Here is a 15332-nt window from a genome sequence, read left to right as displayed (position 1 = left end):
AATCAGGCCCCCGCCCCAGCTTCCTGGGCCTTGACGGAACGCACCCAAAATCGCTCCAAGCCGGTATAGGGCAACGGTATATCTGGTACATCGATTTTGATACCGATATCCAGATATTCCACCCTGTCATAGCCAACACTCGAGACTTGATAAGTGTCTGATGCAGGAATCAGTGCCAGCAGTGCAACTGGATCAACCTGGCTGCCGCTAAACTGATTGAGCCCCTTTTGCACATCGCTCTGAATTTCTTTCTCGGCGCTGGTGATATTGCTCTCGGCATTGCCTATGGTGCCCGCACCTTCCATGGTCAGAGTTACTTCCAGGTCGAGCGCCACCAATGAACTGCCGATCTGCACATCAATGGTCCCAACTACCGGCCGCGCACCAACATCACTAGGTAATACATTACGTGTGCGCGGGCCGGTGTGCTCTGAGGTGGGAAATAGTTCCAACGCGACATCTAGCACTCCGTCAATATCCATCAGCAAGGCCACCAGTTGGTTGTAGACCAGCGTTTCACCCAGGCCCGCCTCGGCAATAAAATTTTCCGCGACCGTTGTTGCTGCACTCACCAGGGATTCCCGTTCACTCGGTGTCAGGTTCTGCAATAGCGGCTGAACAATCACATTGGCATCCACCGACATGTGTAGGTTTTCATCCAGGGTTCCGGTAGACACCGGAGGGCCATCGCCCAAAGCCGTGTCCTGTCCACCAGTGGGGGTCGCCGCGCCAAGCGGCAGAGCCGCCTCGATGGTGTGGCGAATGCGTACCCCGACAGGGCGAGTTTCTTCCAGTAATTGAATAGCGCTGCGCTTGTAGTCTTCAGCCTTTTCCGTACTGAGTTCCGGCAGCGCGATATCAAGGTTAACAATGCCGGGATGCTCGATAGGGTCTTCGGTAAAACGAATGTCTTTTTCCCGAACACCCGGCAGCCCGGTCAGTACCCCCAGCAGGGCTCCCACGGTTGCCTGACCAGCACTTTCTAAGGCACGACGGGCTCGCAGGCGCAGGGCTTCGTCACTTTCTTTGTTGGCTGCAAATAAGGTGGGCTCATCGTTGCTAACCGCATCAATACCCAGTACAGGACGGTTAATCGCAACAATCTTTCCAGCTTCCACAACACCGTCACTTCCCGTCGCAGTGGCCTGTATTGGCGCCTCCACACTCAGCTGCCCACGCTGTAGGGTGGCTGTCGCCGTGGTTTCAAAAACGCGGGCGGGCGCATCACCGGTGGTTAGTCGAGTACCGGAACTAATGGTGATATCGGCTGGCGCCGGAGTATTGCGACTAAAACTCACGGCTCCCTCAGCCACATCACGGCCCCAGCGGGTAATACCAACCAGCGCCACCAGATTATCCAAGTCACGTCCTGTTGCCGATTCTAAAAAACCGGCCTCGTAAACTTTTTCCAACTGGCCGGACAGTACCGCGTATTCGCGACCAATACTTTCCGCCAACAGGCGCGTCACACTACCGGGGCTGCGATCACTAAGCAGTGGCCCGTCAAAGCCACTACGCGCACTTTCGTAGTTAACATAGAAAGTCGTGCCCTCGGCAGGCCAAACTGCATCAACCGCTGGCAGCCCACCCTCTTTGGTTTTCCAGACCACATCGCGGCCATTGGATAATTCGTAATCGACATTCAGGGTAAAGCGCTGAAAAACATAGCTATCATCGGTGCTCTCTTTTTGTCCATAAACCCGCAAGGTGTTAGGTTTTATGCCGCTATCTGAACTCAGACGAAAGGGCGACTCCTCGTCCAACATGCGGAAGGTTTCACGTACATGCCCGCCGGTTAAGCCAACAAGCAAGTCATCAACAAATTGGGCGTAAGGCTCCGCTACGTAGCTCATTACGTACTCTCCTCTAAATTAAAGGGAACAATAATGTCCAGTGGCAACGCCTCACGTACCACTTTCACGCTCAGCTCAATGCGCACAACGTCTCGGGGTGGATTGTGTTGCGCCGACACTTCGGCCTTAAGTACTTTTTCGATTCTCGGCTCACGCTTGAGCGCCTGCAGTATGTAGAGTTTGATAAGGTTGCGTGTACGCTCCACATTGGGTTCACCAATAAGCTCGTGGTGACGCGAGCCATATTCCGGGTGCCCGAGTGGCGCAAGTTCGCCTTTATGGGTTTTCAAACGATTGGTGATAGCCTGTCGCAAAGTATCAACACCTCGCGCCACGCGCAGATCGATCTGTGCGCTAGCTTCCGGGCCGCGTTCACCGCGCAGGTCGGCGTTTTCCCAATAGCCCGGCGTACTGCGATAGTCCAACCACAGATCGAGGCCTAGAATTTCATCGAGATATTCTGTACCGCTATTTGCCACTATCTTTATCCTATTCGCGTTTTTTTGTTTCCGTTTCTTTCGACGTTAAAAACAATTGTATTAAGGCGGCCAGCCGTCCAGCAGCATTGGATTTGCCGGCGGCCCGAGAATACTCAAAATCCCCGGCCCGCTGGGAATCTGGTCACCCATTCGCACCAGTCCCATACCATCAACAGTAAATCCGGTGGACACCCCAAGTGAACCAATCGGCAACATATAGGGCGCACCACTTAACGAGTTAATCATCTGGCACAGCGAGCCAGCGACCGCCAAAGGCATACCGTTGAATGTCACCGTCGACTGCAGGATGGTGGTAATCACCCCCGCATCCGGCGGCCCCGTCATACCCGGCGATAACACCACGGCGCAACCAATGGAAACCGGCGGTTTGGACATGGAATTTCTCCGTATAAACAAATACACCCAATTTCACGACTGCCCCATAGGCAATCAAATAAACGCCGTTATCAGAGCAAGGCGCAACGCGCGAACATACGCTTGGCATTCACCACCGCGACATGCCGTGAATACATCTCTGCTGGCGACGGTCGCATCCGTAAACGCCAAATTCATATATCCAAACTTATGGGCAGCCGGCCCCGTTTAATTAACACGCTAACTTGAGCTGAACTGGGCCATACCGCCAAACTTCAATATCGAACCTTTACATTCCAGCTGCACATCTGCCTGGTTCTTTACGTTCATCCCCTGAATGTTCACATCCTGAGACGCCTTTAGATTCAGCTTGCCGGAAGCTTCAAGGCTAATATCGCCCTGCGCCTGAAAATCGATATTGGCCGCCGAAACGATTTTTAAATCACCATCCTGCTCGAGCTGTACTTCGGTTCCGCCAGCAGTAATTTGTATCGATTCATCATTGACGGTAATACTCATACCCGAGGGTAACTCCACATACAGATGCCGTTCTCCACCATCGTCGGGTATCTGATAAACCATTTCACTGGCGGCAGCTTCCGGCGGGTTGTGCTCTTCGTTATAGACACAGCCAATCACCATGGGCGCATTTAAATCGCCACCAAGAAATACCACCACCACCGCATCGTCAACCCTGGGCAACGCCGATAAGCCGTAACGCTGGACAGTGACTGGAACACGCATTAGTTCAACGCCACTGTTGCGCAAGCGCACATCCACTTGATGGTTATTGCCATCAGTATCGTTAGGATATACCGCCGCCACTATGCCCATTTCCGGCGCTCTCATTCGTGACAGTTCGTCGCGCACTATGGCCCTAAGGGTGTCGATTAATTCACTCATCTGCCATGCTCATATCAGAGACTCAACCCTCCACCACCACCGCTACCCTCTACACGCAAAGCGGTTATAAAACCGTTATCACCATCCAGCTGATGGGTAACCGCATGCACCCTTAACGGGCCGCTGTCGCCCTGCGGAAGATCCTTCAGTTCAACCCAGCTGCCAGGCCGCAGCTCGGGGCGCCCACCCAACCAAATGTCACCTCGCAGCTGCGCCCGCTGGGCTCTTGCATTGGCTGCATCGGTAAAAGCACTCGCAGCATCGCGGCTGTGAAAGGCAGCGGGCACCCGCGCCGGTTCACCCCCTGCACCCACTGGGTCGTGGGCCAGCCAGTGCCACTTATCACTGCCGGCAGAGCTCGCAGCACCATGCTCTGCCGCACCAACGGGTGCTAACGCCAGATTGCGCGACAGGCGCCAGTCGATTAAGTCGGCCCCATAGCGCAGCTCGGTAGTACCACTCTCCTTACTCGCAAGAATAAATCGCACGCCTCCATCACCCGCGCAGCTCAGCTCGGCCCCTGCCAGCTGAGCCAATTCGTAGAGGTAGGACCAAATAGTGCGGGTGTTATCAATGCAGTAGGAGGAAAGAGTTAGATCTGCCTCTACCTCGCTGCTTAAATCTCCCGCCATATCGCTAACGATGTCGCCCACACTCATATCGGCCCAAGACTGCGAGCGGCGCATATCACTAAGCGAGGCGGTACTAGACAAGCCCATCAGGGTGACAAAATCCGCTCCGCTATGAATACTCTGTACCGTGCCGGTCCATAAAGAATCTCCACCACTACTACCTCCCAGCCCCGGTACGGCAGCCAGTAAACCACCGCTATCCGCTTCCAGGCTCAATCTTAGGCTGAGCTCTGCCCCTGGCGAGGCGCTGGCCAGCCGGGATTGTGGCCATAAATTGAGCTGAACCCGGTCGTGAGAATTAAAGCCCAGATCAACCCGCGCGCTCACCAGCCCCGCCTCAGCAGCGGTAAAGCTGTCGCCGTCCAAGGTGATGGTGGCACTGGGTTTAGCAAGGCTCATGGCTGAAACTGCTCCAAGTTAATGCCGGCTCTTCTTGCCTCTTCAGCCAGGGTCTCGGCCAGCTCGGCAATCTGCAGGGCCTTGCCGCCGCCACCCTGCTCAGGTGTTGTTGGCAGACCTCCGATGGCATGACTTGCCTGGGCCGGTTGTGAACGGTGAGCGGAGCCGTTGCGAGCGAGTCCGCTGGCGGGTGCCACTGCCTCACTTTCCTCTGCACGGGCAGCCAGGCCACGCAGACCCACGAGTCCTTCTGCTTTAACAGATACTATTTCGCCGGGTTTATAGTCGTGCGCATTTGACGGCTCAGCGTTCGCTACGGGAAGTGCTTTTTTCTGGTGAGCATCATGACCACTGGACGTTAATTTTTTTGTTTTTGAAGGGTTGGCTGTTAATAACAGTTCAGATGAGTTTATCTGTTCACCTGAAGAATTTTTTTTATCGAGAATTTGTGCTAATTTTTTTTCCAGTTTTGTTTCTGCGGTACTCTGCTCGGTTATTGTTGGGTTTGAGCGATTTTTATTTTCTGAGTCAAAAATCTGCTCTGAACTTGCGGAACGCCCATCGGTTTTAATGACTGAGTTCCAGGCCATCTGCCCCCACTTATCCGCTAACAGTTTCTCCGCTTTACGACGATCAATGAAATATTTTTCTGATTTAAGGATCTTTATATCCCGTGTTTTTTTCGATTGATTACTTTCAATATCAGCAGTATCTCGTTTACGTTTTATTTGCGCTTTAGTGCTATTTTTTGCCGATGTTTTTTTATCGCAAATGGTTTTTCCAAACGTTTGGTTTGGCCGTGGCTTAGGTGTGGCATCAGTACTTCTGTTTGCTTGCTGTAACACCGTTACTTTCTGATAAAGCCTATGGGCAATATCTTCGTTTTGCGGTTTATCTCCCGCAGACTGAGCTTCAGTAGATGCTACCGGCTCTGCCTCCACTTGTTTCGATACCGGCGTTTTTTTTACGTCGGCTTTTTGATACGGATGTTTTTCGTTGGTTTGCACTGTCTCACGGTCGGAAATTTTTGCTGCGTGTATTTTTTTTTGTCTGGTTGATTTAGGCGTTTCGACGCTGGGGTTTAAACCGGCGGCATTGGCCTGCGTTTTTAACGTAGCCGCCAGCGGCGCGTCTGGCAGTGGACTGGCAAAGAATATGTCGAGCGTTTGTTCGTCCAGCAAGCCTCCTGACTGGTATAACGCAGGGGCCAACGCGCCATCTAGGCGCGACAGTTTTTCAGCTGCCACCCTATCCGCCTCGGCAAACTCCCGCAGCGGCTGACTTTGATGAACCAGCACTTTCAGCAAATCTGGTGGGTATGCTGGCGGTAAAAACCCCACGCTCATGCAGCACTCTCCTGGTCGGAAGTTTTTTCACCCGAAAGCATTTCCAGGTACAAAAGTACTTGGCCCACGGTAAGTTCCGAGCACTCCGACGGTGTCCAACCGAACTCTTTTGCCAGCACAAAAACCGCCTTGGTAAGGGGGGCTTTAACGGCCTGCTGCAACTCGTCTTCCGACAAACTCAAACCCGAGATGCGGTTAACTTCTGCCAGCAAAAACTGCGTTAAACCCGCGGGTAGTTTGCCCACCTGTTCGATACTCATCGCCGGTTCTACCAGCGCCTGCTGCACCATTAATACACTGGTTAACAGACCCTCGTCTTTAGCCGCCTTGCCCACTCGCTGAACATCATTAACCGTTAGCGGCCGCATCAACACTTCGGCATCGCTGCCCGACAAGGTATCCGGCAGCAACGCTGCCGGAAGCGTTATGTTGTACTTCTGTGCACCGCCTGCCAGCAGGTCATTAGCGCTTAGAAATGCCATCACACTTTACCCCGCTGTCGCATCTTCAACTTTTACCCACAAAGCCTTAAAACTCACTTGTTCCATGGCGAAGTCGTCTTCCGGCAAATCGTAATTCCACTCGTTCAGTTTTACACCCATCACCGTAACGGAAGCGCTGTTGCCCGGTATTGATGGGTTTTCAAGACGAACATTTAAGTTAAAGGCCGGACTAGTAAAGGTGCCCTGCGGGCGTGAATTAGCTGCGTCACCTAACATTAGTTTCAGCAGCGCACCGTTGATGTAGGCACGGTCTATGGTGCCGAAAACATTGATATTCCCCGGTCGCAATTCCGTGGCGAAGCGCTGCCCTAACTCGTGGAAAGGCTCGGTATCGCTAGTCACTTTTACGGTCACACCTGTCGCGCGGCCAATCGGGGTAAGGGCAAATTCTTCGGTGACCACCGCAGCGGCATCACCTTCCACACCCTGCTCTACGGCAACGGAAATAGTGCCATCTGATCCTCGGTAAACATTATTAGCCATTGTTGCTTGCTCCTTTATTCGAGATTCATGATGACTTTCACAAAGTCAATCGAGAAGGTAGGTTTAAGGGTGAGCGTCACCAGAGCGATACCATTAATTTCCTGCGCGCGAGTTGCGGTGACATCCAGACTGTATTCGGTGAGCATTTCATCCAGTACCATGCCCGCAAAAAAGCCATCTAAAGTCGCTTTTAAGGCAGCACGAACCCGCACGTTGTTGAGTTTGCCAATGTAAGGGTTGCTACCTTTGCGCACACCGGCCTTGGCGTAGTCGACTGTACGACGAACGGAGATTTGCTTGAACGCACCGGTATCGGTGGTAATGCCCTTAAGTGCTCGATAGCCAAAGTGTTTGTGCAAGACCATGACTCGGTTCTGCAGCAGGTTTTTCTGTTCGGCACGCGTGTATTCTGTAGTCAAACCCTCGGCCGCCAGATCTTTATTGGTAAGGCTAATATGCGGAGCTAAAGTGGACAGGCGACCGGCCACCAACGCTGCCGCGTAAGAGCCGGGTAGGTTAACCAGATTTCCACTGCGGGCATCGGTGGACTTAATACCGGGGCCGACCAAAATCACGCGCTTGTTACTCACGGCTCCTGCATCGCTACTGACAACACTAGACACCGTGTCACTGGTTACACCCAGTACGGCCATACGTTCCAAGCCGTCGTTTTCAGTCGCCTCCAAGTGTGCCAATACCCGCGAAGCGGCTTGAGCAGCTCCGAACCCAGCAGCGACCAGAATATTCACCGGCTGTGTCGCCAACCGGGCCAGCCCGGTCTGCAACTGAGTCGCCGTGGCGTTTTCACCGTTGTTGGAGCCAGCCGTTGTATCATCCAGATCGTCTGCGGCTGTCGCCTCATCAGCCGCTGCCAATGCGCCAGCAGTGATAAGTTGAGTAGACGAAGCAACAATAGCGGTGTGTAAATCCAGCGCGGTAGCACCTTCAAACACCTCTTTGTTTCCTGCGTACTCCAGCTCCAATTTAGCTGTCGCTCCGGAGGTAAGCGTAGCCTTAATATCATTGGCCCAGGTGCCTCCAGAAGTTGCCGTGAGGGTGAACAGCACGGCGTCGGCAGAGTCGCGCACGCTAATCACTCGCGCCACCGGAGTGCCGTTGGCAACGCGCACGGCATACACCGTCGAACCACCACCGTTAAACACCTGAGCCAACGCCCGTACAAGGCTCAGCGGATTACCGGTAGTAGACCATTCGTCATATTGACCAAAGGTATCCAAAGCTTCTGTGTAGGAGCCCAGAATTTGCACTTCATTCACCGGCCCGCGATTTGCCGTGCCCACAATACCTATGTTGCCGGTGCTGATACCGCCCACACCAATTAAACCTTCCGCCCGCACATCTATGTAGGTGCCCGGTAGAATCATTTCGCCGATACTTTCGCTCATGCGAACTCCTCCTCTCGTTTGTTTAAAACCGCGCTTTAATGCCTGTACAAGCGGGGCGATCTGTTGAAACTATTAACGTGTTAAAAAATACTCACCATTGAACAACCACAGGAATACAACATCCTGAAAACGATGAGCTACTCCAAAACGATCTGTTCCTCTTCCACACCCAAACCATCCTGGCTGCTGAGCAGGGTGATTCGCTCGATAATGCCCCCGGAAGCATCTGGCAACTCGACGATACTCTCGTAATCAAACTGCCACTCGAGGGTTCGCACCCGCATGGGCGGTGGAAATTCTCGAAAGGTTGTCACTGGCCCAATATTGATAATCTCCAGGTCCCGCAAGCCCTGAATGGTTTGATCGGACATGGCGTCGTACACCAAATCGCTCAGGCTCTCTGCATCGACGTTGTTTCCAGCCACAGAAGCAATCCGCAGTAGCCCACGCAACTGATAAACCACCCGCTCCCACTGACCGATAAAATATTCGGCTTCCACCAAACCATCAGCTGGCAGCCCTGCACCAAAAGTTAGCTGGCCCGCCGCAGCGTTAACGGTAAATTCCCCCGCACCGGGCGAGGCGGCGACCAAGGTAAACGGCACGCCGTTGCGCTCGACCTGTATGTCCGCTGCCCCCAGCGGTGTGTTCGAGCCACTGGCATCCACCAGGCCTCCGTGAAGCAGGGTTAATTTCAACCTGTCTGCGCTCAACAGGGATACCGCCGTATCGTCAGCCAAAACCGGATTACTTAAATCTACCGCCGTACGCTCGGCCAACGCACCGTTTTGTAGTTGCCGATGCTCACCCAGCCCCCGCGAGGGATTGAGCAACTGCGCCAGCGAAACCACTACCGCAGGCAATTCTGGCGGGGTAGCGGGTTCTGCCACGCCAATGCCCAGCGAAGGAACCAACAGCTCCGCACTGAGGTGGCTACGCACCGCTTCGAGTAACCGGGCAGCGGCAATCATCAGGGCGCCGCCGCTGGATCGGCCAGGTCGAGAAGATAGGCCATCGCCCGGCTCAAGGCCTGGTTACTGGGGTTGCCCGGCTTCAGAGAGGTGGCCCCCAGAGGGTTTTGCCCGGCGGTGCCACTGACATCCATCCACTCCCGCATGACCTTTACCCACCCAATTTGCCGCGCGGTCTGCTCCCCCTCATCGAACGCCGCCTGACTAGAGCCCAGCAGCGCCTCCTGCCAACTCTCGTGGTTGCTGGGGCGTAGTATGCCGCCCAGCATTTTGCTGTCGTAACCACTGCGATCGCTGCCTTTCTCGCTCAAAGCGCCACCCGATACCAGCGTTCGCCATTCGTTCACGCGGCGGCGATCGAGGTTCCAGTTACGAAATACCTGATAGATTTTATTGACGTTATTGTTCTGGCTGTCCCGCAGGTTAGTGGTCATATGCGTGGTGGCCGCCATACTGAGAATGGCGCCAAAATCACCCGCATAACTCATCAGAGCTTCAGTCGCTTCGGCGGTTTCAGGGTTGTGTATGTAGTTGTAGCCTTCGTCTTCAACCACGTTGACGATGGGGCTTGCTCCACCGAGATTGCGCTCGGGCGGAACCGCGCCTTTTTCTCCATAGCGTACCGCCTGGGCGGCCTTATAAGCGTGATAGAGGTAGTAGTCGCTGGCGTCGGCGCTAGTGTCCAGCTTTTTGAATTTAGCCGCTTCCTCGTCGTGATCGGCGCGACCGTCCTCCTCATCACCGTGATCGGCAAAAACGGCTCCGGCAGGAAGTTCGTATTCCACATCGGCGGGAAAGCTCATTTCCCACTTCAGTTTATTAGTGACGGCACCACCGGGCTGAACCACGGTAGCCGAGAGGTAAGTCATGTATTCGGTGAGCGTCATAGGTGCGATGGGTGCGGGCACAACCTGCGCATCGCTGCCGTCTTCGCTGGCCGAAAACTGCAACTGGTAACGGTCGGAACGGATATACAGATCGCCCGTTCCCTCCCACCACAGTTTTACCAACTGGCGGCGACCGCTGGGATAAACCTCGGCAGCGACATCACGTGTTGCCAGCTCGCTATCGTGATGCAGAGTACCTTCATCGAATACCCGCACGTAGCGACGATTTACGACATTACCCGCTGGTTTTTCCGGAATGCGTGTATCTCGCACGATAGCAGGCAACCAAAACCAGCCTACTAGGCAAGCCGCCAGCCAAATGGCAAAGATTATCCAAAACCCTTCTGCCGCGAAGGGGTTGGTAACATCGTCACTCCAGGTAATTAGCCGTGGAAAAATACTGAAAAAGACAAAAAATAGAAGCAACAGCGCAAACGGCAGGGCGTAAACAAAACCGATGGCCATGCGCCCTCCGCGGTCACCGCGTCCTAGGGCAACGAAACCCAGCACCGCCTGGATGGCCGAAAATATGGCTGGGATGGCGAAGAGTACCGGCCAGGAAAAGCCCGGGTGCAGATCATCCACCCCCATTGTGGAGAGCAAAAGAATGCCGCATACACCTGAAATAATGGTGCCGACCATTCCCAGCCAGTAGCGGCCTTCCACACCTCCAGTGGTGAGCGTTCCCAGCAGCGCGCCATAACCAATGGTGGCCGGCAACGCGAAGAGCATGGGCATGGAAACAAACTCCATCCAGGCGCGCTCGGTACGCTTGCTATCATCCTTCAGCAGAATGTTGCCGCCCTTGGGCAATGCCGCGACCACCAAAGGCAGCGCAATGGCGGGAACAAACAATAGGCTCAGCCAACCCCACCAGCTGCCGTAACCATAGCCGTAGCCTTTAGCGACAATACCGTGGCGCAGCATGTTGTAGCCGTCTTTGATAAAGTCGGCATCCAGTGTTTCGGGGCCGAGGTCGTCGAGATGTTTCTCAAATTCGCCGTAACCGGTACGGCGACGGCTCTGCGCGGTATAGACCTGCTCGAGGGCGTCGGCATAGGCGCCAAAAAACTCTGTTGGCAGCTCTTCCGAAGGCCACCACACATCCCAGTCCTGACCGCTGCGGGTGCTGTCTCTTCGCAATAGCGTACGCGCTACCAACGCATCCATTTCGGCTTCAATATCGGCGTGAAACTTCTTTACGTCGTGCGGCGGATCCTGCCACTGGTAATCGTTGATATAGGGGTGAGAAACCACATCCGCGCCAATATGGCAGAGATGCCCAAGTACGAAGGCGCGCATTTTATCCAGCTTCGCTTCTCGGTCGGCACCCGCAGGCATCGAATCGTTTACTTTCGACCAGAAGGCCATAATGAAATCGCAGGTTTGAGCGTTGACCAGTTCCCTATCTGGGTCCGGCGTGCCCTTGTGGACAGTATCGAATACCCAGTCCTGCCCCGGCGCCAGTAGGTGCGAAAAGGCCGTTAGATCCGGCCCCATGGAGCCCAACACTGCGTACTGGGAAATGGGGTAGCTGTCGCTATCAGCCCCCACGGGCGTCGCGAATAATATGCCGGGAAGCTGCGTACGTGGACGAGGTTCACTCTCAAAAATCCGCGAAGTTTCACTCGCGATAGCCAGTAGTTGGCGATCCAGTGTGGTTACATTCGCGCCACCGGCGTTAACTTTGGTTTGCAGCACTGTTTTGATGCTGTGCACCCGTTCGCGGGCGAGTAGCATTATGGCTTTGTGTGTCAGAACGGCTGGCATGTTAAACCCCCACGCTTGCGGAACCAGAAACAGATGAACTACCCACCTGATCCGGCAGAGCATCCTGAAGGCGAACAAAGGCCGTGCTGGTTTCGTCCAGCCCTGTCGCCACTTTTTCGGAGAGGTTGTCCAGTACATCCAACACAGGTGTAAGCAGCTCACCCAGGTCGAGAGACTCGAACAAGCTCAACACATCGTCATAAATTTCCAGCGGCGTTTTTAAGATCTCCTCTGCATCGAGTTTGCCCAGGACCCGCGTGCTGGTGTCCTGCAGATTGGTAATGCCCTCGGTAAGACTACCGAGGGCGTCGAAACTCAAGACTTGGTTCTGGCTACCTGTAAAGGCAGTGACAACATCACCCAGGAGGGTGTTGGGGTGCAGGGCTTCAATTTTCTGCCTCGCTGCGGTGTGGATCTCATCCAGCTCTATCATTAGATCCGCTAGGCTCAGCTGGCTTTCCAGTGCCTGCAGGTCGTCTATCGCATCCAGCACTGGGTTGAGGAAACCGTCCAGAAAAACGTCCAACCGACCCTTTGCCGCCGTTAGCAACGGCGTAAAAATATTCGCCAGACGCTCGGGCGTTGCCACGTCGAAGGTGTTGTTAACCACCTGTTGTAAGCCCTGATCCAAATTGCCAATACCGAGAAAGCCGAGAATTTGCTGGAACAGATCACGGGCAAAGCTCAGAGGGATAAAGGCCTCGCGCAGTTGGTTTACGGACAAATCGACTTCGGATAAACCTTCATTGGCCAGTTCCGTGAACGCCGCACTGGCCTCATTGAGCGCCACTAAATAGCGCTGCCGATGAATGGCAAAGCCACCGATGGCCTCTTCCAGTTCCAGCGCGCGGGCACACTGCTGCAGTTCGGTTTTAACCTCACCGTCCACCAAGGTACTTATCGCGCTGTTAATAGCGCTAACTTCAGGCTGCAGCTGTAACACAATAGCCTGGGGATCAACCTGCTGCACCGCACCCTTGGCCTGCTCTATTGCTGCAGAGGCGGTACTGGCAAGGCCAGTGAGGATGGAGGTTCCACTGTTGCTGGTAAGCCACTGGAGTATGGCCTGAAAGCTGTCAGCGCGGCCACCGGCTCCCCCGAGCAGACTGTTGATAACACTACCTAACAGATAACCCAGCTCCAGCTGGGACAAGCTGTTGCTCTGGGATTTCAGCTCGTTCACTAGGTTTTCCAGCGTCGGTTGCAACTGACTAGGGTCGAGCGGGTCGAGTAGATCAAGCGCCTGCTGGCGCACATCCAGCAGTTGTTCTTCCCAGCTATCTAATTTCAAGCTACCGAATACGGTAGCGCGCAATTCGGACAGCTGGTCTTCCAACGGTTGTAGTAACTCCGAGGGTTTGTATTCGTCCACCTTGGCCAGAAAATCATCAAACCCCTGATTGACGGGAGCGAGCACCTCGCTGAGATTAAAGCTGCCAATCGCCGATTTCACCTCGTCGATAGCATCCTGTAGAGGCTCCAGGGCAACCGTGGGGGTAAGGCTTTCAATTTCCGTTTGCAGATCCGCCAATGCCGTGTTGATTTCACTCAACAGCTCAGCCGGGTCAGCCTCACGCACAATATCGAGAATTTCATCGTACTTGGTCTGGATACCCGCCAGTGCGGCTTCCAGATCTGGGCGCAGCGCGAATTTACCGTCCGGCCCCAGTTGCAGCAGACTTTTGATGTCGTTACTAAAAGCATTGATATCGACCGATTTGACCGGCTTAACTAGGTCCACCACATCCTGCTCCATGGAATCGGGCAGCATATCAAAGGGAACCTTGCCCACAACGCCGGTGGTGGTATCCAGCACATCGACCACGGTATCAAAATAGGGCGTCATATCGGCCTGACTGAGCAGTTGGGCGAAATTTTCGATCTGTTCAGAAACTTCGCCAATGACCTGATCGAGCTTCAGGCTGTCGACATAGGTTTTAGCCGTTTGAAATACGTCCTCAATCGCATTCTTTACCGTATCAACCGCCAGCTCAGCACTTTCCAGACCTGTTTGCAGCGTTTCAATAGCTGTTTCCAGCAACGCTTGAATTTGTGCGACAAGGTCTCCGATAAATGCCAGCGCATCGGCAATGGGATCCAGCACTGTACGAATGGCATTGGCGATACTTTCCACCGGTATGGCCTGTACTGCATTTTCGATAGTATCTAAACCCTGCTTGACCGTGAGTTTTACGCTTTGCAGTGCTTTGGTAAGCTCCTCCGGCAACGCCATCACCGCGTCTATACCATCGGTAACCGGCGCGGTAAGAGAGCCTATATCGTAAGTATCTATGCCACTGGCCAGCTCGCTCACCCTGCCTTGAATACGCGTTAGCCAGCTGTCGAGAGTCTCCGCTGGGGCATTGGAAAAATCCACGACAAACAGCGGTTGCAGCGTATCAGCGAGACTTTGCACTATGCTGTCGAAAGGACTGAGATCCAGGCTACCCAGTTGGCTCGATGCCTGTTTTATCGCCTGGCGAAGCTTGTTAGGATTCAACTGCACCAGGGTTGCCTCACCAAAGCCCATACCCTGAGCGATGCCGTCGCGGAGTGCGATTACCGGCAATGCCACATTCTGCAAGGCCAGCTTGGCGGCGGCGACCGCAGCGTCATCGGCAATATCGAGATTGCTGATCATCTGCGGTAAAGGCTCACCGCCAGTTTCCTGAAGCTGCTTATTCACCTGCGCGACACCAGCAGTGATACTGTCCGCATCCAGTTGTTTGCCAACGAAGCTAGCCAACTGATTACCTTCATTCAACTGATGCCATATGGTCATCAGGTGGCCAATCAACTGCGTAATGGCCTGCACCGCCGGTAGCAGCTGTGGTAACTGCAGCTTGTCTGAATCCAAAGTTGTGCCGGTTAACTGCGCCAAACTTTCGAGCAGGCTTTTGGCCGCATCCAGGCTTGTGTTTCCCTGTAGAAAGCCAGACAAATCACTGAGCTTGGAGAGAAAGTCGCTGCTGCCGCTAATCTGCTCTTCCAGCCCGGATTCAAAATCCTGAAGTGCATTAGGCCAATCCAACTCGGCCAACTGCTCAGCCAGGGAGATCGCATTTTGCAGCGGGCCAAGCACCTCATTGGCCACTGGCAAATTAGCCAAAGCCGGTGAGATTTGTGTGAGTACACTATTCAATGAGTCGGTAATACTGCTGAGATCGATGCCACCAGCCAGACTGCCAGCCTCGCCGAATTCCGAGGTCATATCGGGTAGAGACACGCCACCCATTTCGCCCAGTGCGGTGGTGACATTGGCGCCCAGATCGGTGAGGTTCGTGCTGACATCGAACTTGTCGCTTAAGATATCGCTCAAAGCCAT

The 15332-nt window shown here is 54.2% G+C and carries 12 protein-coding genes; all 12 read right to left on the bottom strand.

Annotated elements, in window-relative coordinates; all coding sequences use genetic code 11:
* Positions 1-2: 2 nt before the first annotated feature.
* The 12 genes from H5715_RS01280 to H5715_RS01225 all read right to left on the bottom strand — a co-directional run bounded on the left by H5715_RS01280 (position 3) and on the right by H5715_RS01225 (position 15332).
* Positions 3-1853, bottom strand: a complete 1851-nt coding sequence (locus H5715_RS01280) for a baseplate J/gp47 family protein (protein ID WP_075185947.1) — start codon at positions 1851-1853, stop codon at positions 3-5.
* Entirely contained in the window at positions 1853-2332 is a 480-nt protein-coding gene (locus tag H5715_RS01275) for a GPW/gp25 family protein (protein ID WP_075185948.1), read from the bottom strand. Before H5715_RS01275 ends, H5715_RS01280 begins: the two co-directional genes overlap by 1 nt.
* A 60-nt stretch (positions 2333-2392) precedes the next feature.
* A complete protein-coding gene (locus H5715_RS01270; RefSeq protein ID WP_221892328.1) occupies positions 2393-2749 on the bottom strand; it encodes a hypothetical protein in 357 nt (118 codons plus the stop codon).
* A 198-nt stretch (positions 2750-2947) separates the two neighbouring features.
* Positions 2948-3610: a phage baseplate assembly protein V gene (locus H5715_RS01265; protein WP_075185950.1), complete on the bottom strand. Its 663-nt coding sequence runs from the start codon at positions 3608-3610 to the stop codon at positions 2948-2950.
* A 14-nt stretch (positions 3611-3624) separates the two neighbouring features.
* Positions 3625-4641 carry a contractile injection system protein, VgrG/Pvc8 family gene (locus tag H5715_RS01260; protein ID WP_075185951.1) on the bottom strand — a complete coding sequence of 339 codons (1017 nt, stop codon included), beginning with the start codon at positions 4639-4641 and terminating at the stop codon, positions 3625-3627.
* Positions 4638-5987: a hypothetical protein gene (locus H5715_RS01255; RefSeq protein WP_075185952.1), complete on the bottom strand. Its 1350-nt coding sequence runs from the start codon at positions 5985-5987 to the stop codon at positions 4638-4640. The genes H5715_RS01260 and H5715_RS01255 overlap by 4 nt, the downstream gene beginning before the upstream one ends.
* Entirely contained in the window at positions 5984-6469 is a 486-nt protein-coding gene (locus tag H5715_RS01250; protein WP_075185953.1) for a hypothetical protein, read from the bottom strand. Before H5715_RS01250 ends, H5715_RS01255 begins: the two co-directional genes overlap by 4 nt.
* A gap of 6 nt (positions 6470-6475) precedes the next feature.
* Positions 6476-6973, bottom strand: coding sequence for a hypothetical protein (locus H5715_RS01245; RefSeq protein WP_075185954.1), 498 nt, complete (start codon positions 6971-6973; stop codon positions 6476-6478).
* A 14-nt stretch (positions 6974-6987) separates the two neighbouring features.
* Positions 6988-8379, bottom strand: a complete 1392-nt coding sequence (locus H5715_RS01240) for a phage tail sheath subtilisin-like domain-containing protein (protein WP_075185955.1) — start codon at positions 8377-8379, stop codon at positions 6988-6990.
* A gap of 137 nt (positions 8380-8516) precedes the next feature.
* On the bottom strand, positions 8517-9350 hold the full coding sequence (locus tag H5715_RS01235; protein WP_075185956.1) for a hypothetical protein: 834 nt from the start codon (positions 9348-9350) through the stop codon (positions 8517-8519).
* A complete protein-coding gene (locus H5715_RS01230) occupies positions 9350-12007 on the bottom strand; it encodes a zinc dependent phospholipase C family protein (RefSeq protein ID WP_075185957.1) in 2658 nt (885 codons plus the stop codon). The genes H5715_RS01235 and H5715_RS01230 overlap by 1 nt, the downstream gene beginning before the upstream one ends.
* A 1-nt stretch (position 12008) precedes the next feature.
* Entirely contained in the window at positions 12009-15332 is a 3324-nt protein-coding gene (locus H5715_RS01225) for a hypothetical protein (protein WP_075185958.1), read from the bottom strand.

It is taken from the genome of Teredinibacter haidensis (assembly GCF_014211975.1).
In the GTDB taxonomy this organism is placed as follows: domain Bacteria; phylum Pseudomonadota; class Gammaproteobacteria; order Pseudomonadales; family Cellvibrionaceae; genus Teredinibacter; species Teredinibacter haidensis.
Note: the sequence above shows the minus strand (reverse complement) of the source record. Positions and strands in the feature narration are given on the sequence as shown.

Excerpts from the sequence above, each read along its gene's own strand:
- H5715_RS01280 (WP_075185947.1), bottom strand. The coding sequence starts at position 1,853 with ATGAGCTACGTAGCGGAGCCTTACGCCCAATTTGTTGATGACTTGCTT.
- H5715_RS01265 (WP_075185950.1), bottom strand. The coding sequence starts at position 3,610 with ATGAGTGAATTAATCGACACCCTTAGGGCCATAGTGCGCGACGAACTG.
- H5715_RS01260 (WP_075185951.1), bottom strand. The coding sequence starts at position 4,641 with ATGAGCCTTGCTAAACCCAGTGCCACCATCACCTTGGACGGCGACAGC.
- H5715_RS01255 (WP_075185952.1), bottom strand. The coding sequence starts at position 5,987 with ATGAGCGTGGGGTTTTTACCGCCAGCATACCCACCAGATTTGCTGAAA.
- H5715_RS01250 (WP_075185953.1), bottom strand. The coding sequence starts at position 6,469 with ATGGCATTTCTAAGCGCTAATGACCTGCTGGCAGGCGGTGCACAGAAG.
- H5715_RS01245 (WP_075185954.1), bottom strand. The coding sequence starts at position 6,973 with ATGGCTAATAATGTTTACCGAGGATCAGATGGCACTATTTCCGTTGCC.
- H5715_RS01240 (WP_075185955.1), bottom strand. The coding sequence starts at position 8,379 with ATGAGCGAAAGTATCGGCGAAATGATTCTACCGGGCACCTACATAGAT.
- H5715_RS01235 (WP_075185956.1), bottom strand. The coding sequence starts at position 9,350 with ATGATTGCCGCTGCCCGGTTACTCGAAGCGGTGCGTAGCCACCTCAGT.
- H5715_RS01230 (WP_075185957.1), bottom strand. The coding sequence starts at position 12,007 with ATGCCAGCCGTTCTGACACACAAAGCCATAATGCTACTCGCCCGCGAA.
- H5715_RS01225 (WP_075185958.1), bottom strand. The coding sequence starts at position 15,332 with ATGGCTTTGAGCGATATCTTAAGCGACAAGTTCGATGTCAGCACGAAC.